The organism is Massilia sp. TWP1-3-3 (genome assembly GCF_049897805.1).
Classification (GTDB): Bacteria; Pseudomonadota; Gammaproteobacteria; order Burkholderiales; family Burkholderiaceae_D; genus Telluria_A.
In genome coordinates this window covers 25808-50925 of record NZ_JAFCWX010000012.1, presented here as the reverse complement: position 1 = coordinate 50925, position 25118 = coordinate 25808, and the positions used below count along the sequence as shown (strand labels likewise).

Here is a 25118-nt window from a genome sequence, read left to right as displayed (position 1 = left end):
CTATGCATGGCCGGCTTCGGAGGCGAGCATCATGGGGTCGATGCCCAGCAGTTTGATGGCGGCGTTGTAGCGCTCTTCGATCGGCAGGTCGAACAGCACATGGGGGTCGGCGCCCACGGTGAGCCAGCCGTTGCGGCCGATTTCGTCTTCGAGCTGGCCCGGGCTCCAGCCGGCATAGCCGATCGATACCAGCAGGCGCTGTGGACCGCTGCCGTTGGCGACGGCTTCTAGCACGTCGATCGAGGTGGTGAAGGCAACCTCGCTGGTCACGGTGAGCGACGACGAATAGGGGGTGCCGGGCGTATGCAGCACGAAGCCGCGGTCGTCCTGGACCGGGCCGCCGAACATGATCGGCTCATTGACGACGTTGCTGTGCAAACCGGACGAAATGGCCAGGTCGATCCGTTCGAACAGGATTTCCATGGTCATGTCGGTCGGCTTGTTGATGATCACCCCCAGCACGCCCTTGTCGTTATGCTCGCAGATATACACGACGGCGCCGCCGAAGACCGGGTCTTCCATCGATGGCATCGCGATCAGGAAATGGTTTTCCAGATTGAGCGTAGAGCCCGACGACGAAGCAAATCCTTCCTCGAACCGGCCGGTTGCCTCGGGCGACATGCCTGGCATGGCCGAAGTCTTATCGATTTTGCTTTTCTTCATACGCATCACTCTCTCTTCCTCGATCTTTGAGGGTTTGCTGCTACCATCATCGCGCCGCGCGCCAGTTTTTCAGCAGTTTACACTGAAATGCGCCGGCGACCATCGAACGCACCTTTCCGGGGCGCAGCTTACGCGATGGTAAACGATAAATAGCACCTTAATATTGACTCTCAACACAATAATGACTTTTAACAAATCTCTCGTCTGGTTCCGGCGCGACCTGCGCGCCTTCGATCATGCCGCTTTGCACCATGCGCTGACGTCCTCGCAAGCCGTCTACTGTGTCTTTATCTACGACACCGATATTCTGGAAGTCTTGCCGCGCGCGGACCGCCGCGTCGAATTCATCCATGCCAGCCTGGCCGAACTCGATGCCGAGCTGCGCCAGATGGGCGGCCACCTGCTGGTGCGCCACGCCGGCGCCGTGGCTGGCATCACGCAGCTGGCGGCCGAACTGGGTGTTGACGCCGTGTTCGCCAATCACGACTACGAACCGCAGGCAATCGACCGCGATGCGGCCGTGGCCGAAGTGCTCGAAGCGGACGGTCGCAGCCTGTTCACCTTCAAGGACCAGGTGATTTTTGAAAAAAGCGAAGTATTGACGCTGGCCGCGCAAACCTTTTCGGTCTTTACGCCCTACAAGAACGCCTGGCTCAAGCGCATGCTGGCCGAGCCGTCCTGCCTGGACGGGTACGAGATCGAGGCGCACGCGGCGCATTTTGCGCCCGCCCCGGCCGACCATCGCCTGCTGACGCTGGCCGACATCGGCTTCGAGCCGGCCAATTTGCCAATCGCTGCGGGCATGTCAGGCGCGGCGGCCTTGTTCGAGGACTTTATCGGCCGCATTGCCGACTACGGCGAAGCGCGCAACTACCCGGCCGTCAAGGGACCGTCCTACCTGTCGGTACACCTGCGCTTTGGCACGCTGTCGATCCGGCACCTGGTACGCACCGTGAACGGCATCATCGCCAACGGCGCCGGCGGCGAAGGCGCGCCGGTGTGGCTCTCGGAGCTGATCTGGCGCGAGTTTTACGCGATGATCCTGTTCCATCATCCGCGCGTGACCGAGCGCGCGTTCAAGCCGGCCTACGACGCCATCGAATGGGAGGCCGGACCCGAAGCGCAGGAACTGTTTGCCGCGTGGTGCGAAGGGCGCACCGGCTATCCGCTGGTGGACGCGGCGATGCTGCAGCTGAACCAGACCGGCTACATGCATAACCGCCTGCGCATGGTGACCGCATGCTTCCTGATCAAGGATTTGGGGGTCGACTGGCGCTGGGGCGAGCGCTATTTTGCGCTGCTGTTAAATGACTTTGATCTGTCGTCGAACAATGGCGGCTGGCAGTGGGCCGCGTCGACCGGGTGCGATGCGCAGCCCTACTTCAGGATTTTCAATCCGATTACGCAGTCCGAGAAGTTCGATGCGAAGGGCAAGTTCATCCGGCGCTATTTGCCGCAACTGGCAAAGCTGTCGGACAAGGAGATTCATGCGCCATGGCTGTCCGGGGGCGCGGCCAATTATCCGGGACCGATCGTGCAGCACGATGAGGCGCGCAAGAAGACCCTGGAGCGCTACGCCGTGGTGAAAATCCAGGCAGCTTGAATGAAAAAAACGCCCCGTTTCAATGGGGCGTTTTTATTTGCAGGCGACTTCAATTACTGGGTAACCGGCATCTCCCGCTTGAGCAAACCAGCAATGGCGGCCAGCAGCATGTCTTCCTGGAACGGCTTGCCGAAATACGCATTCACACCCAGGTCCAGCGCATAGTTCCTGTGCTTGTCGGCCGTGCGCGAAGTGATCATGATGATCGGCACGCCGGCCGTGCTGTCGTTGCCGCGGATATTGCGCGTCAGGTCGAAACCATCCATGCGCGGCATTTCGATATCGACCAGCATCAAGTCGGGCACGGTTTCCTGCAGGTGTTCCAGGGCGTCGACGCCATCCTTGGCCAGCATCACCTGGTAGCCTTCGCGCTCGAGCAGGCGCTGGGTAACCTTGCGCACCGTGAGCGAATCGTCGACCACCATCACCACAAAGTCGCGCGCCCTGGACTCGGGCGCCGCGGCAGCTGCGGCGATCGCGGCGGCAGGCTTTAACTGCGGATGCAAATCGATGTGGTGCGACAGCGCCACAGGATTCAAAATCAGGACGATCTCGCCCGAACCGAGCACCGTGGCGCCGGCAATGCCGATCATGCGCGAGAGCTGCGGGCCGATGTTTTTAATAACGACCTCGCGGTTGCCTTCGATATTATCGACCTGGATCGCCAGCCTGTCGCTGCCGTGCTTGAGCACCAGAACAGGGCAGGAACGCTGCACCATCGGATGGGCGTCGCCGTCCCCGAGCAGCGTGGGCAGGAAATGCAGCGCCACTTTCTGGCCCTGGAATTCGATGAAGCCCGCCTCGCGCGCCGCGTTCAATGGCGCTTCCTTAATCTGCAGCACCTGCTCGACCAGAATCGACGGCACCGCGTAAGTCTTGGCGCCGCTGTTGGTCAGCACCACCTGCGTGACCGACAGCGTGAGCGGCAGGTTGATCGTAAAGCGCGCGCCCTTGCCTTTTTCGGTGACGATCGACACGCGCCCACCCAGGGCGGCCGCCTCGGAACGGACAATGTCCATGCCCACGCCGCGTCCCGCCAGAGCGGTCAGCGAGTCCGCAGTCGAAAAGCCCGGCTCAAAAATCAGGTCGGCAGCTTCCGCGTCGCTCACCACCGCATCCTTGGCAACCAAGCCGTTCTCGCGTGCCTTCTCGCGGATCCGGTCCAGGTCAAGTCCGGCGCCATCGTCGTTGAACTGGATGACCACCTCGTTACCCTGCTGGCTGACCTGCACCAGCAATTCGCCGATGTCGGTCTTGCCGTTGGCGTTACGCTCGTCGCGCGACTCGATGCCGTGCACGATCGAGTTGCGCAGCAAGTGCTCGAATGGTCCCGCCATCTGCTCCAGAACGCTGCGGTCGATCTCCACGCCGCCGCCGCGAATATCCAGGTTGACCCGCTTGTCGATCTCTTTGGCGGTTTGGCGCGCCACCTTGAACAAGCGCTCGGACAGGCTGGAAAACGGCACCATCCGCACCCGCATCAGGTCACGCTGCAAGTCGCGCGTCAGGCGCGACTGCACCGTCAAGTCGTCGGTTGCCGAATCGACCGTGCGCGTCAAGCTTTCGTGGAACGACGCAACGTCGTTCACGCTCTCGGCCATCATCCGCGTCAATTCCTGCAGGCGGGTAAAGCGGTCGAACTCGAGCGGATCGAATTCGCGTTCGCTCGAAATCGACATGCGCGACGAGATCTGCGACTCGGCCTGCATCTCGACTTCGCGCAACTGGCGCCGCAGGCGGGCCAGATTTTCCGAAAAGTCCGACAGCGACGACTTGAGCGTGGACACCTGGTTTTCCAGTTTCGAACGCGTGATCGACACTTCGCCGGCCTGGTTGACCAGCCGGTCCAGAATGTCCGCGCGCACCCGCACCAGCGGCGTGCGCGCTTGGGCGGCGACCGCCTCGTCGGCAACCAGCGGCGCGGCGCCGGCCACGGGAGAAGCGCCGGGAACTGCGACCGGCTGCGGGTTTTGCAGCTGTTCAAACAGCAGCAGCGCGTGGTCGTAGTTGGCCATCAGTTCGTCGAACGCGGCCGGCGTCGAGGTGCCGGCGTGAACCATGTTCTCGATCTGGGTTTCGATTTCGTGCGTGTGCTGACCGAGGCGCATGGCGCCTGCCATCCGCGCGCTGCCCTTTACGGTATGCAGGATGCGCAGCAGGCCCTTGGCCGGCGTGGTGTCGCCCGGCTGCTGCTGCCACTTGCGCAAGCCTTCGCCCAGTTCCGGCAGCAAGTCGGTCGCCTCCTCCAGGAACACCGGCAGCAAGTCGGCATCGAGGTCGTCGCCAAGCGGCACTTCGGCCACGGCGTTCTGCACGGCCGTGTCGCTGATCGCCGTTTCGGTCGCCAGCACTTCAGCGGCCAGCAGCTCGGGCTCGGAGATCAGCTGGGGCACCGCAATGCGTTCAGGCGTGGCGATCGGCTCCGGCTCGGAGATCAGCTCCGGCACCAGTTCAGCCTCGTCATCCTCCTCGTCCATTGCCATCACGGGTTCAGGCAGTTCGGTGTACTCGATGACCGGGGCCGGGACCACCGTGCCGGAAGACGGCGACGCCAGATCCAGTTCAGCGTCGTCGAACGGCTCGTCCAACAGGTCGTACGCTTCGATCGGCGGATCGGACTGTTCGTCCGCCGGCGTTGCCTGGGCGACGATTTCCTCGAAATCGGGCACTTGATCGGCGGCCAAAGCTTCTTCCAGAACTTCCTCGGCGGCGAGGACTTCTTCGGCGGCGAGCACTTCTTCGATGTCAGGGACGTGCTCGGCCGGTTCGGCGGTCACGCTCTCGAGCGTCTCGGCGAACAGCGTATCCATCCCTTCCGGCTCGTCGGCAACGCTCACTTCGGAACTTTCGGCGCCGACGTAGACGGCCGACTCTTGCTCGACCAGGCGCTCGCGCAGCTTGTTCAGGCGCGCCACCAGGCCCGGATTGGGCTCGGCGATTTCACCCAGCGCAAAGCCTTGCAGCATCTCACGCGCGCAGTCGACGGTCTCGTCGAGCAAATCGCGCTCGGACGCGTCGAGCACCGGCGCCGGTGTGTCGAGCGCCATTTCAAGCGCATGCGCAATCTCGCACAGGGCCGCGAAACCGACGGTGGCCGAGGTGCCGCCCAGGGTATGGGCCGCCTTCAGCGCCTGCGGCGTCACCAGGCGATGCGGCTCGTGGCGCCACTCGCTGAAATCTTGGGTCAGCAGGCGGACGATTTCGTCGGTCTCGGCCAGGTAGATATTATACAGCGGCAGCGGAATTTCAAGCGTGCCGATGCGCTTCGTGTTGTCGTCCACCGGCGGCGTCGGACGCACCATGCCGGGAAACTCGATCACGTTGCCGGTGCCTGGAATGGCGAAGCTGACAGGCTCCTCGACGGCCGGCTCGACCGACGCTTCTTCAACGGCATCGGCAACTTCGGTCACCTCGGCAGCTGCGATCACATCCGCAACTTCGGTCACTTCGGCAGCTTCGGTCACTTCGGCAGCTTGCAGCGTCTCGGCCGCGTCCTCGATGTCGTGCACCGCTTCCACGTCGCCAGGCTCGGAGGCAAACGTCAGTTCTTCCGCATCCACGAAGAATGGCTCTTCAAGGTCGGCATCGAACGGCAGTTCGGCGACCATTTCTTCTTCGGGCGAGGCATCGACAGGATCATGGGCCAGCTCATCAGCCACCTCAGCGCCCAGCAGCGCTTCCTGCGGATCGTCGTCGAGCAGCAGCGGCGCTTCGGTCACTTCTTCAAGCACCGGCACTGCAAACGGATCGATCAGCTGCGGCAGGTCGACTGCTTCGGCAACGATCTCGATTTCCGCTTTGGCCGGCGCTTCGATCGTAAACGGCGCGCCGTCGAGCATGCGGGTGGCCGCGGCCACCAGAACTTCGCTGCTGCGCGGCGAGTGACCGCTGGCGGCCAGTTCGTCAACCCACAAGGTCATGTCGGCACTTGCCCAGCCGAGCAACGCCAGCAGGTCGGGCGTTGCTTCGCGCCCTTCCGACAACCACAAATTCATGACTTTTTCAACCAGGGCCGCGCCCTCGCCGAAATTGTTCAGGCCGACCATGCGCCCGCTGCCCTTGAGGGTGTGGAATGCGCGCCGCACGACCGTCATCGTTTCCTGGTTCGACGGCTGCGCTTTCAGGCGCGGCAGCGTGGCGCTGACCAGCTCGAGCACTTCCTGCGCTTCCATGATGAAAATTTCGAGCAGTTCGGCTTCGACTTCGCCTTCAACCTGCATGGGTGGTGCGCCCATGATCGCTGGCGCAGCCGCTGTGGCAGGAGCTGCGGGAGTTTGCGCCGCCGGCTCGGCCGGCGCCACGGGCGCGTCGACCGGCGCAATAACGCTCACGCTCACGCTCACCGGTTCCTCGATCACGATCACCGCTTCCGGCTCGAACGCGGTTTCGCCCGACGGTTTTTCAAACGGCACTTCGCGCAGCATGCCTGCTTCGCGGTCGAACGCAAAACGCTCTTTGGCCGCATCAAAATTCTTGGCCAGCATGTCGACGAAAAAGCCCAGCGCGCCGATGTTCTGGGCGATGTTCTGCAGCGACGCCGCTTCCTGTTCCGGGCTGCCTTCGCCCGCAGCCAATACCCGCACCGCTTCCTTGACGTGCAGCGCGGCGCGCATTGCGTCTTCCTGGTCCAGGATCGCGACCGCGCCTTGCAGCTGGTGCAGCACCGGATCGATCTGGCTCAGCGTGGCGCGCTTGGCGCTGTCCGCATAGTAATCGTCCAGCACCTTTTCAACCTGGCGCAGGCCGTTTTTCATTTCGGCGGCCAGCACGGCCACGGTATGAAACTGCTGGATCTGGCGCGACAGGTCGCCCTGCCACTGCGGCGCGTCCGGCGGCGTCTGGCCGGCGGCCAGCGCCAGCAGGCGCACGCCCACAATGTCGGCGTTCGCATCGAAGTCGTCCGGCAACTGGCGGATCTGGTCCAGGCCATTTTCGACGAACAGCATGGCCGTAGCCATCTCGAGGTTAAATTGCGGTTTGCGCCCGATTGTCTTGACGTCCGTGTTGGCCCGTACCAGTTCGGCCTGCAGGCGCGCCAAGGCCGGCGCGCCAAGCTTCTGGCCGGCGGCAGCTACGATGGCCAGCAATTCCTGGAATTCCGCTTCCAGCGCTTCGTCCAGTTCCGACGAAAGCTTGTCCCAGATGACGGTGGCGCGCGCCAGGGCTTCCTTGGCGCTTTTCAGCGCTTCCGGATCGATGCGGCCATAGCGTTTGGTCTCGTAATTGCCCGGAATGACGCCTTCAAGGCGGTAAGCCGTGCGCAAGGCTTGCGCCGTGAGCGACGGTTTGGCTGCGGCCGCGATGAAAAACAGCGCGTCGCGCATCATCGCTTCGGGCAGGCTGCCTTCGCCCTGGGTCAGGCGGCGAATCTGCAGGTTGATCAGGCCGAACAGCTGCTTGGTGTAGAGCGTGCTTCCCAACTGGCCTTTGGCAACCAGTTCGGCAAAGCTTTGCATGGCGACCCAGAAGGTGCGCCCGGCCGATTCCTTTTGCGCCGCCGCGATCAGCGCGATGGCTTCCTGCATGGCCGCTGCATTGGCTTGCTGCGAGGCGGCGTCGGTGCTCTTGATGAATGGGAGCAGCGCCTTTTCAAAGCGCGCGCGGCAGGCTGCGTAGTCGGGCTGGGTGGCAGGCGCTGCGTGCTGCGGCAGCACGGCGGCCAGCGACAGGTCGGGGAAAAACAGGTCGGCCGGGTGAATGCGCGCCGCGCCCAGTTTTTCCTGGACGTCGCGGTAATAAGGGAACAGGCGCGCCGGCTGCTGGTCGGCGCCCGAGAGCAGCTCTTCGAGGTATTCGATGACTGCCTGGTAGACGGCGGTGACGACCTGCGCGTTCTCGCGCGTGCACGGCAGCAGGGCATCGCGGAAGCGGTCGAGCGCTTCCTCGGCCACGGCGGTCATGACGCCGACGCCGTCGACGTCGACCATCTGCAAGGCCCCGTGGGCCTGGTGCAAGTATGCTTTCGCATGCTTGAGTGAGTCTGCCTGGGCGTCGTCGTTCAGGGATGTGGCGTCATTGAGCGCCGCGCCGGACTTGCCCAGCGCTTCACGGATTTCGCCCATCACCCAGCCGAGCGGCCCAGTGTCAAATTGGGGCGCGTGCGAAAAATCAGTCATCGTTTTGCTTACCTTGAGTTCAATCGGGCCGCCATGGCGAACTATGAAAGATCAAGCAAGAGCGCCTGCCGTAGCCTGCAAGGCGGGGCAGGCGCTCCTGGTCGATCCGTCGTTGACGTGTCAGGCGATTACGCGGAATCGCGATACCGAGTTTTTCAGTTCTTGCGCCAGCAGCGAGAGCTGGCGAATCGAGTTTGCAGTCTGCTGCGTACCGTCCTGCGTGCTTTCGGTCACCGACAGAATGTGCTGAATGTTGTGGGCCACGCCGTTGGCCGACGTTGCCTGCAGCTCCGTTGCGAACGAAATGCCCTGAATCAGTTCGGCCAGACGGTTCGACACGCGCGAGATGTCCGACAGTGCGGCGCCCGCGGCATCCGACAGCTTGGCTCCCTCGACCACACCTTGCGTCGATTTTTCCATCGCGGCCACCGCATCGTGGGTATCGGTCTGAATGGTACGCACCAGCGCGCCAATCTGTTTTGCCGCGCCGGCCGAACGTTCCGCCAGTCGCTGCACCTCTTCCGCAACCACCGAGAAGCCGCGTCCTGCTTCGCCGGCCGATGCCGCCTGAATTGCCGCGTTCAGCGCCAGCACGTTGGTCTGCTCGGTAATGTCGGAAATCAGCTCGGTGATCTCGCCAATCTCCTGCGACGATTCGCCCAGGCGCTTGATGCGCTTGGAGGTTTCCTGGATCTGCTCGCGAATTTCGTGCATACCCTTGATCGCGTTTTCCACGGCGGTCGAACCCTGCTGCGCCGCAACCACGGACTGGCGCGCCACTTCGGCCGATTCGTTGGCCGACTTCGACACGTCGGTAATTTCGCTTGCCATCTTCAGCACCGTCTCGGAAGCATCCTGGATCTCGCGCGACTGCTGTTCGGTCGCCGCCAGCAGCTCGGTCGAAATGTTCTGTGCGTTGCCGGACGCCGACGTCACCTGCTCGGCAGTCGTGGTGACGCGCTCCACCAGGCCGCGCAATTCCTCGACCGTGTAGTTGACCGAGTCGGCAATCGCGCCGGTGATGTCTTCGGACACCGTTGCGTGCACCGTCAAGTCGCCGTCCGCCACTTCCTGCAGCTCGTTCATGAGGCGCAAAATAGCTGCCTGGTTCTGGTCGTTGGTTGCTTTCGCTTCTTCTTCCTTGGTCTGGGCCAGCTGGCGCATCGCGTCAGCTTCCTGGCGCCGGCCTTCCGCAGCGCGGGCCCGGGTGCGTGAGTCTTGCAGCATGATCTTACCGATGGCGAAAGCGACGGCGGCGGTGAACAGGGCTGCGGCGGCCATCAGCAGGAACCAGCCGCCCAGCGAATCTTGCTCCTGGCGGAAAGTGGTCTGCACCGTGGTCAGCAGCTTTTTGACTTCTTCGTTCTCGTAGAAGATCGACAGCTCGGCGCCTTTGGCGGCCGTAAACTTGGGCAGGTTGTCGAGCACCGAGGTGATCAGCTTGTGGTAGGCGTCGAACTTGTTCTTGATTTCGCCTAGCAGCGCGCGCATTTCAGGATCGCGTACCGCATTTAACTGCATCGTCTCGTTACCATTCAAAAAGCCGTCGATGGTGGTGCGGAACGTGGTGGCGTCGCGGCCCAGCTGGAATGCCGTCTCGGGACGAATACCACCCGAAGTCAGGAACTCGCTGGCGCTGCGCGAGAGGCGCTGGGTCAGCATGGTCATGCGGCCGATGGCGGCCAGTTCGCGTGGCGTGGCGCCCTTCTGGACCTTTTGGTTCAGCAGTTCTTCGGTCATCGACAGCAGTTCCGGCGACAGGATGTCGAGTTGACGCAGGATCTTTTCAAAGCCGGTCAGCTCGGGCTTCATCTTCATGATGGTGCCGGCCGCGTTGTCGGTGCTGATCCACTTGCTGCGGGCGGCTCCCAGCATCTTCTTCATGCTGTTAGGGGCCGACGGCACGCTGGCGCCGCCGAATTTGCCGCCCTTTTCGAGCAGGTTCAAGTCGCTGTTGAGCATCGCGCGGCTCTCTTCAAGCTGCGCAAACGCTTCCGGGTTACCCTGGATCGCGTTAGGCGCCGCTTTACCGATTCGCTGCGAGTGCATCAGCGCGTCCGACGCAATCTGCGTCTGGTCGGACGAGGTGGCGTTGGCGCGGGCGTTCATCCACAGCGCCAGCACCGTCACCAAAACGCTCACGCCAAAGACGATGAACAGGATGCGCAGCTGGCGCGGCAGCGACAGCTCGCCGATGAAGGGCAGTTTGATGTCGGAGTCGCCGTCGTCGTCCAGGGTCACGGCGCTGCTGCCGAAGTGCGATGGCGCCTCGTCAACCGGAGCGGTGACGGTGTCGCCGAAGCCGCCATTCGCGTAGGCCGCGGGGGGCGCATCGTACGGCGCCGGCACCTGGGCCGGCACGTGCGCCAACCCGTGCGCCGCCTCGTGGCCCGGCTCGTCGCCGGAGCCCAGTTCAGGTCCGAATTCGGTGTCGGGGGCCGCCAGCACGCCCACATTGTCGTCACCACCCTTGGGGGCCAGCCCCAGCGAACTCTTCCAAGCAAATCCCATTACAGCTCCCAATCCCTAAGGTAGATATGGATACCACTCGTGCGTGGTTTAAAATCCGACGTGCAAAAAGCGTGTTTCGGCAACCAGCGCCGCCAAGTCGAGCGGCGTCCATTCGACGGCGTCGGCGTCGCGCAGCCGCTCGCCCGAGGTCTCCATGCCGGCCGCATGGCGCAGGCCGTACACGCGCGAGACCAACAGGGCGCAGTTGAAACCGAGACCGTTGGCAAACGTAATGAGGCGGCTGTCGGAACCGATCGCCGTCTCTGAATCCATCTGGTAGCGCGCCAGGTCGATCACGCTGATCAGGTTACCGCGCACATTGGCCAGGCCAAGGTACCAGCTCTGGGTCAGCGGGACGACCGTCACCGACGGCACCGGGACGATTTCGCCGACCTGCGTCAGGTCGAGCAGAAAGCGCTCGGGGCCCATTTGCACGCCGAGCTGGTTGACGCGGGCGCCGGCATTGTTGCGCGCCGCCTGCATGCGTTCGAGCAGCTGCACCTGGTACTGGCGCAAACGGGTACGCCGGCCGGCCCCATCGGACTGGACGGCTCTCTGTGGCGTGCTGTGGGCGGCAGCGCTCATGGGATCAGACGTTGAGTGCGGCGATTTTCGCCAGCAGCAGTTCAGGGTCGACCGGCTTGACCAGGTACTCGCGCGCGCCCTGGCGCAAGCCCCAGACGCGGTCCGTTTCCTGGTTTTTCGACGAGCAGATAATGATCGGCACGTCCGCCAGTTCCGGGTCTTTCGAGATGGCGCGCGTGACCTGGAAGCCGTTCGCTCCCGGCATCACCACGTCCATCAGGATCAGGTGCGGCTTGTCGGCCTTGATCTTGATGAAGGCTTCTTCGCCATTGTCGGCGGTGGTGACGGTAAAACCGTTCTTGACCAGGATGTCGGTCAGGTAGTAACGCTCTGTAGGAGAGTCGTCGACGATAAGAATTTTTGTAATGGCCACGGGGTTCTCCAGGATTATTTTGACGCGTCGGCGGTGTGCTCGCGCACAGCGGCCAGCAGGCTGTCTTTGCTAAAAGGTTTGGTAAGGTAGGCCGAGGAACCAACCATGGCGCCGCGGGCGCGGTCGAACAAGCCGTCTTTCGAGGAAAGCATCACGACCGGCGTGGCGTGAAACTTCGCGCTCTTTTTGATCAGGGCGCAGGTCTGGTAACCATCCAGGCGGGGCATCAAAATGTCGCAGAACACCAGCGCAGGATGGTGGTCGTTGATCTTGGCCAGAGCGTCGAAGCCATCGTCGGCCAGCACAACCTGATAGCCGGCCTGCGTGAGAAAAATCTCTGCGGAGCGACGAATCGTGCTGCTGTCGTCGATCACCATGATTTTCAAGACTGTGGTTTGCGGCGTCATTGTCATTTTCAGTTTACTCGGCGTGAAACTGAACGATACCATAGGGCAAGCAACTTGTGCGATATCTGTTGCATTCATTCAACTTCTGTATTAAAAACGCCGCGTTCCAATTAGATAACTGTCATTTCGAAATCGTCCTTGCGGGCGCCGCACTCCGGGCAGGTCCAGTTCATCGGCACATCTAGCCAGCGCGTTCCCGGCGCGATGCCTTCGTCGGGCAAGCCGTGTTCTTCCTCGTAGACCCAGCCGCAGATCAGGCACATCCAGGTCTGGAATGGGGTGGCGCGCGCGCCGCTGCTATCAATACTACTCACGTTGTCGTTCCTTCTATCTAGTAAAATGCGGGCAATCAGGTATCTTAATCTACCAGTCGTGCAAATCCAAACAACTCCCCTTATCCTTACATTCGGCGTCTCCGATCCGGTCGGCGCCATCGGCATCCAGGCCGACCTTGCCGCCTTTGGCGCGCTCGGTTGCCATGGCCTGTCGGTCACCACCGGCCTGTTGATCGCCGACAGCGCGCGCGTCGAAGACACTTTCGATATCGAAGCCGACTGGCTGGTCGACCAGGCCCGCCTGATCCTCGAAGACATGCCGGTGGCCGCCTTTAAGGTGGGCGCCCTGACCAGCATCGAGCAGGCCACGGCGATCGCCGAAATCGTCTCCGACTATCCGGACGTGCCGCTGATCCTCGATCCATTTTTGTCCAGCCTGCCAGACTCCGGCCTGTCCGACGACGACATGCTGATCGCGATTCGTCAGATCCTGGTGCCGCAAACGACGATTTTGTTATTGTCGCAAGTGGAGCTGGCGCGCATGGCCGAAACGTGGCGCGAAGGCGGCGCCGACATGTTGCTGGAAGACGTGGCCGAGCTGACCGGCGACGGCTGCGGCTACGTGCTCGTCACTTCAACCTGCCTGGCCGGCGGCGCCAACCCGGCCCTGCGCGCAAATACTTTGTTCAACGACGAGGGCGTGTGCGCCAGCTTCGAGTGGCGCCACCTGCCTGGCCCGTTCACGGGGGCCGGCAGCACCATGTCGGCGGCGATCGCCGCGTTCATGGCGCACGGTTTGGAACCAATGGACGCGGTCCGGCGCGCGCAGGAGTACACTGCCTCGGCACTGGCGCATGCCCAGCGTTTCGGCATGGGGCGCCTGATACCCAACAAATTTTTTGCCCATACTTTTCACGGATCGACTACGTCATGACCATTCCCGACACTTCCCGCAACGACACGCTGTTCGCGCGCGCCCAGAAGACGACGCCGGGCGGCGTCAACTCGCCCGTGCGCGCTTTTAAATCCGTGGGCGGCACCCCGCGCTTCATTACGCGCGCCGAGGGCCCCTACTTCTGGGACGCCGACGGCAAGCGCTATATCGACTACATCGGCTCGTGGGGCCCTGCCATCGTCGGCCACGCCCATCCCGAGGTGGTGACGGCGGTGCAGCAAGCGGCCGCGCGCGGCCTGTCGTTCGGCGCGCCGACCGAAGGCGAAGTGCTGATGGCCGAAGAAATCTGCCGCCTGGTGCCGTCGATCGAGCAGGTGCGGCTGGTGTCGTCCGGCACCGAGGCCACCATGAGCGCCCTGCGCCTGGCGCGCGGCGCCACGGGGCGCGACAAGATCGTCAAGTTCGAAGGCTGCTACCACGGCCACGCGGACTCGCTGCTGGTCAAGGCCGGCAGCGGCCTGCTCACCTTCGGCAACCCGACCTCGGCCGGCGTGCCGGAAGACTTTGTCAAGCACACGCTGGTGCTTGACTACAACAACGTGGCGCAGCTCGAAGACGCTTTTGAAACCATGGGCGAGACCATCGCCTGCGTGATCGTCGAGCCGGTGGCCGGCAACATGAACTTGATTCGCGCCACGCCCGAGTTTTTGCTCACCATGCGCGAGCTGTGCACGCGCCATGGCGCAATCCTGATCTTCGACGAAGTCATGTCCGGCTTTCGGGTGGCGCTGGGCGGCGCGCAAGCGCTGTACGACATCACGCCCGACCTGACGGCGCTGGGCAAGGTGATCGGCGGCGGCTTGCCGGTGGCCGCCTTTGGCGGGCGCGCGGAACTGATGCAGCACATGGCCCCGATCGGCGCGGTCTACCAGGCCGGCACCTTGTCGGGCAATCCGGTGGCGGTGGCGGCGGGCATGGCCACGCTCAAGCTGATCCAACAGGAAGGCTTTTACGAGCAGTTGACGGCGCAGACGGCCAAGCTGGCGGCCGGTCTGGCGGCGGCGGCGGCCGAGGCAGGCGTGACTTTCTGCGCCGATTCGGTGGGCGGCATGTTCGGGATTTACTTCAGCGAAGACGTGCCGGGCACCTATGCCGAGATGATGGCGGGCGACAAAACGCGCTTCAATGCGTTTTTCCACGCCATGCTCGACGAAGGCGTGTATTTTGCGCCGGCCGCGTTCGAAGCGGGGTTTGTCTCGGCGCAGCACGACGACGCGGTGATTGAAGAGACCATCGCCGCGGCGCGCAGGGTGTTTGCGAAACTGAAATAAGGATCAAGATGGCGCCGTTGCAACAGTCTTGCGAGGGCGCCATCTGGTGTTAAATGACTAATGGAATGCGCAGCATGATATTGCCGAATAGCAATATTTAAAGCATTGAATGGCTCTGCAGATCCGCCCATCCTGAGGACGGACCCAGCTCCCCGCAATTTATTTTACTGTGCCGGTAATTAGCGCAGCCAGCCCCGCCGGCGGAAATACCAGAACGGCGCAATGGCCGACGTCACCATCAACAGCAATGACAGCGGATAGCCGAAACGCCAGTCCAGCTCCGGCATGATCTTGAAATTCATACCGTACAAACTGGCGATCAGGGTCGGCGGCAGGAAGGCGACCGAGGCCACCGAGAACATCTTGATGATCTTGTTCTGGTTAATGTTGATAAAACCGACCGTGGCGTCCATCAGGAAGTTGATCTTGTCGAACAAAAAGGAAGTGTGGCCGTCGAGCGACTCAATGTCGCGCAAAATCTGGCGCGCTTCCTCGAACTGCTCGGCATTGAGCAAGCGGCCGCGCATCAGAAAGCTGACGGCGCGCCGCGTATCCATCATATTGCGCCGGATCCGGCCGTTCAAATCCTCCTCGTGCGCGATCGAATTGAGGGCCGCCGCAGCGTCCTGGTCGGTAAATTCCTTTTGCAGCACACGCTGGCTGACGCCTTCCAGGCTCTCGTAAATACCTTCGAGCGCATCGGCCGAATACTCGGCGTCGGTGGCGTACAGGTCGAGCAGCACGTCCATGTAGTCGGCGATGGAACCGGGCCGCGAGCGTGCGCGCATGCGCACCAGCCGGAACACGGGCAAGTCGTCGGTATGGACCGAAAACAGCATTTTGCGCGCCAGGATGAACGCGACCGTGACCACGCGCGACGGGCCGTCGTCTTCCTCCAGCAAAAAGTCGGTGCGCAGGTGCAAGTCGCCGTTTTCCGCTTCGTAGTAGCGGGCCGACGCTTCGATATCCTTGACTTCATCTTCGCCGGGCAAAATCACGCCGTAGATGGTCTTGACCCAGGCCCGCTCGTCGTCGTTCGGATCGGTCAGGTCGACCCATACCGGCGCGACGCTTTCCAGGTCTTCCCGGCTTTCGATCGGAACCTGGTTGAGACGGCCATTTTGTAAGACGAATACGTTGATCATGCGCTTTTCTCGGCCGGGATTCAAAACAGCGCAAGTGTACCCGTAAGCCCTGGGGCCGACCACCCCGAAACGAACATTTCGCTCTACTGCAACTGTTTTTCAATCATTTTGTCGATTGCCGCGTTGGACGTGGCGTGCCCGGCCGGCGTGACCGGCGCCTTGACTGCCTGCGCAACATTGCCTTCCCGAATGACGACCAGCTTGGTGCTCTTGTTGGTGTCGGGACAATCCGTGTTGGAGATGACCTTCTTGCCATGAATGACGCAGCTTTTCATGCGGCTGTCGACGCCGGTCACGCTGTCGCGGGCCGCTTGCAGCGCCTGTTGCGCGCCGCTGTCGGCAGCCAGTTTTTTTGCCTCGTCGGCGCCGGCGGCGAACAGGTTGCGCTCACCCTTCATCGACATCAGGGCGGCCATGGCCAGCGCCGCCGCAGCGGCCGAGATAATGGCGACCCAGTAAAGACTGAGCGCGCCGCGTTGACGATATAACATGGACAGCCTCTGCGATGAAGTTAAGGGAGTTCGGACGCAGCCATGCGCCGAACGATCAAATTGGTGCGCCGCGCCAGGTAGCTGGTATCGCGGTGCTTGTCGTAAAAGCGCGGATTGGGCAGCATTACCGCCAGCCTGGCCGCCTGCGCCGAGCCCAAGGCTGCGGCGCTGGTATGGTAGTAGTAGCGCGCCGCCGCTTCGGCGCCGAAAATGCCGCTGCCGTATTCCACCACGTTCAAGTACAGCTCCAGAATGCGGCGCTTGCTGAGCACTGATTCAAGCATGTAGGCGATGACCAGTTCCTGGCCCTTGCGAACATAGCTGCGCGAGCCGGACAAAAACAGGTTTTTGGCCAGCTGCTGGGTGATGGTGGAGCCGCCGCCCACCACCTTGTGGCGCTTGTTGTTGCGCTCGTAGGCTTTTTGCAGCGCTTCCCAGTCGACGCCGTCATGGTCGGCGAAATTGGCGTCTTCCGAGGCGATCACCGCGCGTTTCAGATTGGGCGAAATGCGCTCGTAGGCAACCCACTCGTACTTGAGCTGTGCGTTCGGGTTCTTTTCGCGCAGGGAGGCGAGCTGGTCGCTCATCATGTTGGTCTGATGCGGGTTGAACCGCGCATACCAGCACACCATCAGGAAAAAATAGAGCTGGACGGCAAATAGGATCAGCAACGTTCCCAGCAGCAGCATCAGGATCGGGCGGCGAGCGGGTTTGCCCCGGCTCATAGGGACGAGCGCATCTGTTCCAGGACCATGGCTGTCTCGGGGCGCACGCCGCGCCAGATGGCGAAAGCTTCCGCCGCCTGCTCAACGAGCATGCCCAAGCCGTCGCGCGCGGTGGCGCCGTGGGCGCTGGCAAAATCCATGAACACGGTCGGCTCTTTCCCGTACATCATGTCGAGCGCGAGCGTCGCGCTGGTAAATACCGTGGCGGGCAGCGGCGGCATGGCCGCGCTCAGGCTGGCCGAAGTGGCGTTGACCACCAGGTCGAACGGTCCGTCCAGATCGGCAAATTCGCAGGCCGACAGCAGGCCGCCCTGCCCCGCAAAATGCTGGACCAGCGCATCGGCCGTGGCGCGGGTACGGTTGGCAATGACCAGCTGTGCGGGGCTTTCGCCCAGCAACGGCAGCATGGCGCCGCGCGCCGCGCCGCCCGCGCCCAGCAGCAGCACGCGCTTGCCGGCAATTGAAAAGAGCGCATTGCGCACGATATCGTTCACCAGGCCGGCGCCGTCGGTGTTGTCGCCGGCAATGGCGCCCTCGGTGAAGCTGAGCGTGTTGACGGCCCAGGCCGCCTGGGCGCGGGCGCTTAGCGTCGTCGCCAGCGCGGCCGCGTCGAGCTTGAAGGGAACGGTGACGTTGGCGCCCCGGCAGCCGGAGGCGATCAGCGCGGCGACTGTGGCGGCAAAACCGTCCAGCGGCGCCAGGCAGCGCTCGTACACCATATCCTGCCCCGTTTGCAGCGCAAACGCGGCGTGGATGGCCGGCGACTTGCTATGGGCGATCGGATTGCCGATGACGCAATAAGGGGCGATCTTCGGGCTCACTTGGCGCCACTCAATTCAGCCTCGAGCTTTTCTTCCCGGGTAAAGTTAAAGCGCGTGATGATGACCCACAGGTCATCCTTGTCGGTCGAGAGCATCTTGGGCGGGAAGCGGCCGAACGGGGCCGAGCGGCGCACGATGGCCAGCGCCGCTTTGTCGAGTTCGGCGTTGCCGGAGCTCTTTTCCACCCGCACGCCGCCATCCTTCATGTAGATGCTGCCATCCTGGAAGATGGGAATATAGACGACCAGCTCGCCGTACATTTTCTTGCCGTTTTTTTGGGGAAAGTTGAGCGTGCCGACTTCCTCGACCTTGCGCTGCATTTCCTTGTAATACTGGGCGTAACCGACTTCGCGCGTGCTCGGCGTGATGAACGTCTTGCGCGGACGCTTGTTCTGGTCCTCGATGCGCTGGTCGATTTCGGCGGCGGTGCGGGCGATGGCCTTGCTGCTGTCGAGCATATCGTTCCCGGTGCGGGCCGGGTCCGGCTTGTCTTTTTCGGTGATGCGCGCTGCGTTGAAGTTCGATGCGCGGCTGCGCGTGAGCAGGTTTTGCTGCTGCTCTTCGAGTTCGGCGACGCGGCGCTGGGTGGCTTTCACGGAGTCGCCCACCTCCATGCGGCGCATGTCCGGCAGCGGCGACTTGGAGCGGCCGGCGTCGGCCTGGCCGCCGCCGTCGAGATTGGCCTGGGCCAGCGCGTCCGCGTTGAGCGGCGCCTTGGCGTGCTTGGCGTTAACCAGGATGACTTCGAGGCCCGGGTCGGCCGGTTTCACCTCGAACACTTCAGGGGCGACGAAACGCACGGTCAACAAGGCAGCGTGCAGCGCAACGGAGGCTGCGACGGCGATAGTGAGCGGACTGAGTTGGCTAAAGTGCTTCACGCGATAACGGGAATGAACTGTTGTATCAAGGAACGGCCATTTTACATACTAATAGCCGGGATGGGGATGCTGTGTGGGCACAGTGGTGGGGGAAGGGGCGCCAGGGCTTTTTTAGACCGGGGTGACGGGGTGATATGGGGCCGGTGGCGACTTTTGGCGCAATGCGCTGGCGCTTTTCCGCCCTACGGTCCGAGGCAAACGTAACCGTTAGGGCGGAAAAGCGGCAGCGCATTGCGCCATGCGTCGTCCGTAGGGCGGAAAAACGAAGTGCATTCCGCCAAGCGTCGCCTGCGACCTACGGCGCTTCGGCCTCCGGCTGGGGCGCAACCACCGCCACCACACCCTCGGCCTCGACCGCTTCCTCGGCCGCTGCCTGCCCGCTGTCTTCTTCCTCGTATTCCAGATCGGCGTCGGCCGCCGCGGCGGCCACTTCCAGCAAGCGCGCCTCGATCGTCAAGTCCACCTCGTCCCAGCGCAAGATATCGAGCTTGACCTGCGCCCCGCGCGCCACCGGCGGCATGCCCGGCAGCCGGACGATCAGTGGAATGTCGGCCAAACGCAGCACTTCATCTTTCAACACCACCGCCTCCACCTTCCGCTCATCTTGCTGCCCCAGCCAGCGCAGGCACCAGTAGCGCTCCATGTTTTGCTGATGGTCGTTGTAGGCGCCATACGCCGCGTCGAACGCCGACACGATCGCAAACAGGTTCGCGTCGCGCGGCTTGAACGGGGCCACCAGCGGCGCGGTCACGCCATGCCCGGCGCAGGCCAAAATCTGCCACTGGTTCACCAGGTCCGTGTAGCGGCGCAAGGGCGAGGTACTCCACGCGTACTGGTCCACGCCCAAACCCTGGTGCGGCGCGGCATGGGTCACCATGCGCACCTGCATCTTGGCCGCCCAGCCACCCACGCCTTGACCTTGCGAGCGGTAAATGCCCGGCACGCCGCTGTCGTGCATCAGCTTGCCCCAGGTGCTGTTGGCAAAAATCATCAGCTCGGCGACGATCTTGTCGAGCGGGGCGCCGCGCTTGCGCCGCACCACCGAGACCACGTCGTCATCCACATAAAAATTGAAGTCGACGCGATTGTTTTGCTCAGGCTTCAAGCCAAATTGCTCGCGCTTTTTCATGCGCCCCGCTTCCAGCTGCAAGGCCCATTGCCACAGCACGGCCAGCTCGGCCTTGTGCGGATACTCGCCTTCGCCGCTGGCCAGCGTCTCTTCATTAACCAGCTCGTCCAGGTCGTTATGGCGCAAATTGCTCTTGATCGGCACCATTTCAGCGCGCGTGACGGTCGACTTCACGCTCCAGTCGGCCGGGTCGAGCGTGGCATACAGGCACAGCGCCGGGCACGTCTTGCCCTCGGCTAGCGTAAAGGCATTCACGACTTCATCCGGCAACATGGTGATCTTGTCGCCCGGCATGTAGACGGTGGACATGCGGCTGCGCGCCATCTTGTCGACCGCGTCGTCCGGTTTGATGCCAAGACCGGGCGCGGCAATGTGGATGCCGACCCGGATCATGCCGTCGGGCAGCGTGACGACCGAGAAGGCATCGTCGATTTCGGTGGTGGTAACGTCGTCGATCGAGAACGCGGCCACGTCGGCCAGCGGCAAGCCGCCCGGCGTGGCGGGTACGGGCACGCTGGGGAAACCGGCGCCGCGCGGGAAATTGTCGAACAAAAAGCGCGCCATGTGCAACTCTTTAGCTGAAGCAATGGCGCCGGTGGCCAGCATCAGGCGCGGCGCGCTGGTGTGCAGTTCGTTGCAGGCCGCGTCCAGCGCCTTGTATTCGAGACTGTTCTTGTCCGGTTTAAACAGCAACTGGTGCACCAGCGGCGTCATCGCGTCGGGCATCTGGTTGTTTTTTAGCATCTCGACATAAGCATCCTGGATCAGCCCCTGCTGCCGTTTCTTTTCAATGCCGGCCTGCGCCGCGCGCAGCGACGCTTCCGGCGCGGCCTTGTAGCGCCCGCGTCCTTTTTTGTAAAAGTAGATCGGTGCGCCGTGCAGCGCCAGGATCAGCCCGGCTGCCTCGAACGGTTGCGGCGCATGACCGAAGTATTCGGCGCCCAGCTCGGCAAAGCCGAACTCTTCCTGGCCCGCCACTTCCCACAGGAACTCGAAGTCCACGTCGGCGGCGATTGCCTTGGCCGCGTCCAGCAATTCCTGGGCGGGCGGCTTTTCATACTGGACCAGCACGTCCTTGACCTTGACCTTGGTGCGCTTGCCACTTGGCATTTCAACCTGATACGCCTCGCCAGCTTGCGACAGCACGGTGCCGACCTTGAAGTCGCCGGATTCTTCGAAAAATAGATTCATTATTTACTTTGTGTTGTTACTTTGTTTGGTCGGTGTGCACGCTGCCAGTTCCAGGACCGCGGGCAAAAATACCTCGGTCACCAGCAGCGTTCCTCGATGGCGGCGATACAGGCAGCGCCGCGCAAAAAAAATCGTGTCTTCAGTTACGCCCAGCGCCGCGCGGGCGCGCTGCATCAGCGGGTGGCCGGCGCGGATGCGGGCAAATTCCAGTTCGCCCCGGACCACGCGCGGGTCATAAAACAAGGTGCTGCCAAGGGAGCGTTCGCCCAGCGCGTTAAACAATGGCCAGTCGGCGGCGGTGGCCGACATCGGCACCACCGTATGCGCGAACACCACCGGCGCGCCGTCGCAGCGCAGCAGCACTTCGCGCTCCCATACCCGCCCGGGGCGCTGCATGCCGATCGCGCGCGCCTCGTCGAACAGGCAGCGCGCGGTGCGCTGGTGCAGCCGCTGGACCCGGAAAGCAGTGCTGTGCGCGGTGAGGCGCGCGGTCAGCGAACCGCCGGCCGTCAGCCAGGCGCGCATCGCCCCCGGCGCATTGACGGCGTTAACGTGACCATGCCAGCGGGCCTGGCGCAGCGTGGCCACGCTCACAGGGTGGGGCCCATCGGCAGGCAGAATGCCAGCACCTCGTCGACATAGGCGGAAAACTCGGAAATGGCGTGGTCGCTCCCGTCGATCACGTGCCTGCGCGCGCCCTCGTAATGGGCCAGCATGGTGCGGTAGTCGAGCACTTCGTCGCCGCTCGCGGCCAGCAGGTAGTAGCGTTCAGGCTGCGTGATGCGTTCGACCTTGAGCGCGCGCAGCTCGTCAAAATATTCGGCCTTGAATTCGAACGGTTCGTCGGAGTGGTACTGCGTGGTGACCAGCGCATGGCCGTCCAGGCTTGCGAGCGGATCGACCGCGGGGTTGAGCAGCACCGCGCGGCAGCCCAGCTGCTCGGCCAGCCAGGTCGCGTAATAGCCGCCCAGCGACGAGCCGATGATCGAGAGCTGGTCGGCCTGCACCCCTTCGACCAGCTTCAAGGCCAGTGCGATGGCCGCCTTGGGGGACGCGGGCAGCTGCGGGCAGCGCAGTTCGGCGTCCAGCCCCATTTCCAGCATGCGCACGCCCACCACCCGCGCCTTCATCGACTTGGGCGAAGAACGAAAGCCGTGCAAATAAAGGATCATATGGCCAGCGCTTCGAGCAGTTTCTGGTGGATGCCGCCAAAGCCGCCATTGCTCATGACCAGGATATGGTCGCCGGGGCGCGCCGCATCCAGAATGGCCTGCACCAGAAAGTCGATCTGGTCAAAACTGTGGGCGATGGCGCCCAGCGGTTTTAGCGCGTCGGCCAGGCTCCAGCCAAGCGCCTGCTGGCTGCCAAAGCCGAACACCAGGTCGGCGTCGCGCAGGCTGCCGGGCAGCGCATCTTTCATCGCGCCCAGCTTCATGGTGTTCGAGCGCGGCTCGAGCACCGCCAGGATACGCCCAGTGCCTTCGCCGCTGCCGAGCTTTTGGCGCAGGCCGCCCACGGTGGTGGCAATGGCCGTCGGGTGGTGCGCAAAGTCGTCGTAGACGGTGATGCCACCCACCACGCCGCGCACTTCCATGCGGCGCTTGACGGATTCAAAACGCGCCAGCGATTCGCAGGCCTGGGCCACCGGCACGCCCACGTGGCGCGCCGCCGCAATCGCCGCCAGCGCGTTCATGCGGTTATGCTTGCCGGTGAGGTCCCAGTTGACGGTGGCGACTGCCGCGCCGGCAAATTCGACGTCAAACCTGCCGCCCTGGTGTTCCGTCATGGTCCAGTTCACGCCGGCGCTGGCGCCAAAGGTTTCGGCCTCGCTCCACAGGCCGCGCTTCATGACGCGCCCGAGCGACGCTTCGTCGCCATTGACGATCAGGCGCCCGATGCCGGGCACGGTGCGCACCAGGTGGTGAAACTGGGTTTCGATGGCGCCGATGTCGGGGAAGATGTCGGCATGGTCGTATTCGAGGTTGTTCATGACGGCCGTCTTGGCGTGGTAATGGACAAACTTGCTGCGCTTGTCGAAAAACGCGGTGTCGTATTCGTCAGCCTCGATGACGAAAAAATCGGACGGCGCGTCGCCCTGCAGGCGCGCCGATATGCCAAAGTTCATCGGCACGCCGCCGATCAGGAAACCCGGCGCATAGCCTGCGTCTTCCAGTATCCACGCCAGCATGGCCGAGGTGGTGGTCTTGCCGTGGGTGCCGGCCACGGCCAGTACCCACTTGTCGCGCAGGATATGTTCGCCAATCCATTGGGGGCCAGACATATATGGCAAGCTGCGGTTGAGAATTTCCTCGATCAACGGATTGCCGCGCGAGACCACGTTACCGATAACATACAAGTCCGGGTTCAGCTTGGCCTGGTCGGCGCTAAAACCCTGGATCAGTTCGATGCCCTGGGCTTCGAGCTGGGTGCTCATCGGTGGGTAGACGTTGGCGTCGCAGCCAGTCACTTTGTGGCCCGCTTCCTTGGCCAGTACCGCCAGGCCACCCATGAAGGTGCCGCAGATGCCGAGTATATGAATATGCATGTGTAAACGCTGACCGAAAGAATGAATACGCGATTTTACCCGACCCCATGCGTTTTTCCATTCCAAGGTAATATCTCACGCATGATGTTCAAGCTGACGCCGCCCTGAATGACCACGCCCTTGCCCTTGCCCTTGCCCTTGCCCTTGCCCTTGCCCTTGCCCATGACCATGACCACCTCCATGCTGAACCCGACAGACGAGCTCGCCCAGATGCGGGCACAGATCGCCGTCGCCGCGGCGCGCATGGTCGCCCAGGACGGCGCCGACTACGCGACTGCCAAGCGCAAGGCTGCCACGCAAGTGCTGGGCGACATGCAGGCCACGTCCGGCGTGCTGCCCGACAATACCGAAATCGAGGAAGAAGTACTGCGCTACCAGGCGCTGTTCCAGCTCGACACGCAACCGGCGCGCTTGCTGCGCCTGCGCACTATCGCGCTGCAAGTCATGGATGCGCTGGCCGAATTCAAACCGTATGTCACCGGCCCCGTATTGACGGGCAGCGCCGGCGAACACGACGACATCGCCTTGCAATTGTTTGCCGACAGTGCCAAGGAAGTGCAGATTTTCCTGCTCGATAAAAAGGTCGATTTTGACTTGACGGAAACGCCGCATTTCAAGGGTGCGCGCTTCGAGCCGGTCGAAACCGTCAGCTTTTTGTGGCACAAGGAGGGCGTGCACGCCGAATTGTACGAACTGAACGACCTGCGCGGCGCCCTCAAGCCGCGCGCCGACGGCAAGCCGGCGCGCGCCGATGCGGCCGCACTGCGCGCCCTCATGCAGCAAGTTTCACCACCAGCAGCACCAACCCAGGAATCCGCATGACCCGAAATAACGTCCTTGTCTATAGTATCGTCGCGCTGGTCTTCGCCGGCCTCGGCGCCTACCTGGCCCTGCACCACGAAGCTGCCGCCCCGGCGCGCTCGCCCGCGCCGGCGCCAACTGCCGTTGCAGCGGCCGCGGCGACGACCCCGGTCGGCGCCCTGTTCGCCCAGTCCATGAACGATGCCAGCGGCGCCAGCCAATCTCTGGGCCAATGGAAAGGCAAGCCGCTGGTGGTCAATTTTTGGGCGCCGTGGTGCGCACCCTGCGTGCAGGAAATGCCCGAACTTGACCAGCTGGCCCTGGCCAGTGCCGCCCAAGGCATCAACGTGATCGGCATCGGCATCGATTCGCCTGCCAACATCGCCGAATTTGCCGGGAAGTTGAAAATTTCCTATCCCTTGTATGTGGCCGGCATGAGCGGCACGGACCTCTCGCGCCAGTTCGGCAACAGCAATGGCGGCCTGCCCTACACGGTGCTGATCGGCGCCGACGGCAAGGTCCTCAAGACCTATCTTGGCAAGCTCAAGTTCGACGAATTGAAGGCCGACCTGGCCAGGCTGAAGTCTTGACGGCGCCAGATGCACTAAATAGAGTAGACTCCACCCTTTGAAA

General features: G+C 62.9%; 22 protein-coding genes. 5 read left to right on the top strand and 17 right to left on the bottom strand.

Features of this window, described 5'->3' with window-relative positions:
* Window positions 1–663 carry a YqgE/AlgH family protein gene (locus tag ACP7D4_RS14120; protein ID WP_426104322.1) on the bottom strand — a complete coding sequence of 221 codons (663 nt, stop codon included), beginning with the start codon at window positions 661–663 and terminating at the stop codon, window positions 1–3.
* A gap of 181 nt (window positions 664–844) precedes the next feature.
* On the opposite strand from ACP7D4_RS14120, the gene ACP7D4_RS14115 reads away from it, so the two are divergent.
* Window positions 845–2266: a cryptochrome/photolyase family protein gene (locus tag ACP7D4_RS14115; RefSeq protein ID WP_426209654.1), complete on the top strand. Its 1422-nt coding sequence runs from the start codon at window positions 845–847 to the stop codon at window positions 2264–2266.
* A 53-nt stretch (window positions 2267–2319) separates the two neighbouring features.
* Here ACP7D4_RS14115 and ACP7D4_RS14110 read toward each other — a convergent pair whose 3' ends face one another.
* From ACP7D4_RS14110 to ACP7D4_RS14085, 6 genes are all read right to left on the bottom strand, one after another.
* On the bottom strand, window positions 2320–8382 hold the full coding sequence (locus ACP7D4_RS14110) for an Hpt domain-containing protein (protein ID WP_426209652.1): 6063 nt from the start codon (window positions 8380–8382) through the stop codon (window positions 2320–2322).
* 120 nt (window positions 8383–8502) lie between these two features.
* Window positions 8503–10893 carry a methyl-accepting chemotaxis protein gene (locus ACP7D4_RS14105; RefSeq protein ID WP_426209651.1) on the bottom strand — a complete coding sequence of 797 codons (2391 nt, stop codon included), beginning with the start codon at window positions 10891–10893 and terminating at the stop codon, window positions 8503–8505.
* 48 nt (window positions 10894–10941) lie between these two features.
* A complete protein-coding gene (locus ACP7D4_RS14100; RefSeq protein WP_426104291.1) occupies window positions 10942–11478 on the bottom strand; it encodes a chemotaxis protein CheW in 537 nt (178 codons plus the stop codon).
* Between the two features lie 4 nt (window positions 11479–11482).
* Window positions 11483–11851, bottom strand: coding sequence for a response regulator (locus ACP7D4_RS14095; protein WP_426104290.1), 369 nt, complete (start codon window positions 11849–11851; stop codon window positions 11483–11485).
* Window positions 11852–11865: 14 nt separating this feature from the next.
* Complete coding sequence (locus tag ACP7D4_RS14090) at window positions 11866–12264, bottom strand: response regulator (RefSeq protein ID WP_426104320.1); 399 nt, start codon at window positions 12262–12264, stop codon at window positions 11866–11868.
* 104 nt (window positions 12265–12368) lie between these two features.
* Window positions 12369–12521 carry a rubredoxin gene (locus tag ACP7D4_RS14085; protein WP_426104318.1) on the bottom strand — a complete coding sequence of 51 codons (153 nt, stop codon included), beginning with the start codon at window positions 12519–12521 and terminating at the stop codon, window positions 12369–12371.
* A gap of 109 nt (window positions 12522–12630) precedes the next feature.
* Between ACP7D4_RS14085 and thiD the strand changes: the two genes are divergently transcribed.
* Both thiD and hemL read left to right on the top strand, forming a co-directional pair.
* Entirely contained in the window at window positions 12631–13467 is an 837-nt protein-coding gene (thiD, locus tag ACP7D4_RS14080; protein ID WP_426104289.1) for a bifunctional hydroxymethylpyrimidine kinase/phosphomethylpyrimidine kinase, read from the top strand.
* Window positions 13464–14759 (top strand): glutamate-1-semialdehyde 2,1-aminomutase, encoded by a 1296-nt coding sequence (hemL, locus tag ACP7D4_RS14075; protein WP_426209649.1) that lies wholly within the window; start codon window positions 13464–13466, stop codon window positions 14757–14759. The genes thiD and hemL overlap by 4 nt, the downstream gene beginning before the upstream one ends.
* A gap of 179 nt (window positions 14760–14938) precedes the next feature.
* Here the strand turns inward: hemL and corA are convergent, their stop codons facing one another.
* The 10 genes from corA to ACP7D4_RS14025 form a co-directional block, all read right to left on the bottom strand.
* Window positions 14939–15904 carry a magnesium/cobalt transporter CorA gene (corA, locus tag ACP7D4_RS14070; RefSeq protein ID WP_426104286.1) on the bottom strand — a complete coding sequence of 322 codons (966 nt, stop codon included), beginning with the start codon at window positions 15902–15904 and terminating at the stop codon, window positions 14939–14941.
* An 83-nt stretch (window positions 15905–15987) separates the two neighbouring features.
* Window positions 15988–16395 (bottom strand): hypothetical protein, encoded by a 408-nt coding sequence (locus tag ACP7D4_RS14065; protein ID WP_426104285.1) that lies wholly within the window; start codon window positions 16393–16395, stop codon window positions 15988–15990.
* A 20-nt stretch (window positions 16396–16415) separates the two neighbouring features.
* Window positions 16416–17120, bottom strand: a complete 705-nt coding sequence (mtgA, locus tag ACP7D4_RS14060; protein WP_426104283.1) for a monofunctional biosynthetic peptidoglycan transglycosylase — start codon at window positions 17118–17120, stop codon at window positions 16416–16418.
* Window positions 17117–17941: a shikimate dehydrogenase gene (gene aroE, locus ACP7D4_RS14055; protein ID WP_426209647.1), complete on the bottom strand. Its 825-nt coding sequence runs from the start codon at window positions 17939–17941 to the stop codon at window positions 17117–17119. The genes mtgA and aroE overlap by 4 nt, the downstream gene beginning before the upstream one ends.
* A complete protein-coding gene (locus tag ACP7D4_RS14050; protein WP_426104280.1) occupies window positions 17938–18819 on the bottom strand; it encodes a TonB C-terminal domain-containing protein in 882 nt (293 codons plus the stop codon). Before ACP7D4_RS14050 ends, aroE begins: the two co-directional genes overlap by 4 nt.
* A 295-nt stretch (window positions 18820–19114) precedes the next feature.
* Complete coding sequence (locus tag ACP7D4_RS14045) at window positions 19115–21139, bottom strand: ribonuclease catalytic domain-containing protein (RefSeq protein WP_426209646.1); 2025 nt, start codon at window positions 21137–21139, stop codon at window positions 19115–19117.
* A gap of 3 nt (window positions 21140–21142) precedes the next feature.
* Complete coding sequence (locus tag ACP7D4_RS14040; protein ID WP_426104277.1) at window positions 21143–21733, bottom strand: chorismate--pyruvate lyase family protein; 591 nt, start codon at window positions 21731–21733, stop codon at window positions 21143–21145.
* A complete protein-coding gene (locus ACP7D4_RS14035; RefSeq protein WP_426104276.1) occupies window positions 21730–22311 on the bottom strand; it encodes a YqiA/YcfP family alpha/beta fold hydrolase in 582 nt (193 codons plus the stop codon). The genes ACP7D4_RS14040 and ACP7D4_RS14035 overlap by 4 nt, the downstream gene beginning before the upstream one ends.
* Entirely contained in the window at window positions 22308–23684 is a 1377-nt protein-coding gene (gene mpl, locus ACP7D4_RS14030; protein ID WP_426209644.1) for a UDP-N-acetylmuramate:L-alanyl-gamma-D-glutamyl-meso-diaminopimelate ligase, read from the bottom strand. Before mpl ends, ACP7D4_RS14035 begins: the two co-directional genes overlap by 4 nt.
* Window positions 23685–23719: 35 nt before the next feature.
* Window positions 23720–23854 carry a hypothetical protein gene (locus tag ACP7D4_RS14025; protein ID WP_426209642.1) on the bottom strand — a complete coding sequence of 45 codons (135 nt, stop codon included), beginning with the start codon at window positions 23852–23854 and terminating at the stop codon, window positions 23720–23722.
* Window positions 23855–23864: 10 nt separating this feature from the next.
* Between ACP7D4_RS14025 and ACP7D4_RS14020 the strand changes: the two genes are divergently transcribed.
* Entirely contained in the window at window positions 23865–24506 is a 642-nt protein-coding gene (locus ACP7D4_RS14020; RefSeq protein ID WP_426209640.1) for a hypothetical protein, read from the top strand.
* Window positions 24503–25075 (top strand): TlpA family protein disulfide reductase, encoded by a 573-nt coding sequence (locus ACP7D4_RS14015; RefSeq protein ID WP_426104269.1) that lies wholly within the window; start codon window positions 24503–24505, stop codon window positions 25073–25075. Before ACP7D4_RS14020 ends, ACP7D4_RS14015 begins: the two co-directional genes overlap by 4 nt.
* Window positions 25076–25118: the final 43 nt, after the last annotated feature.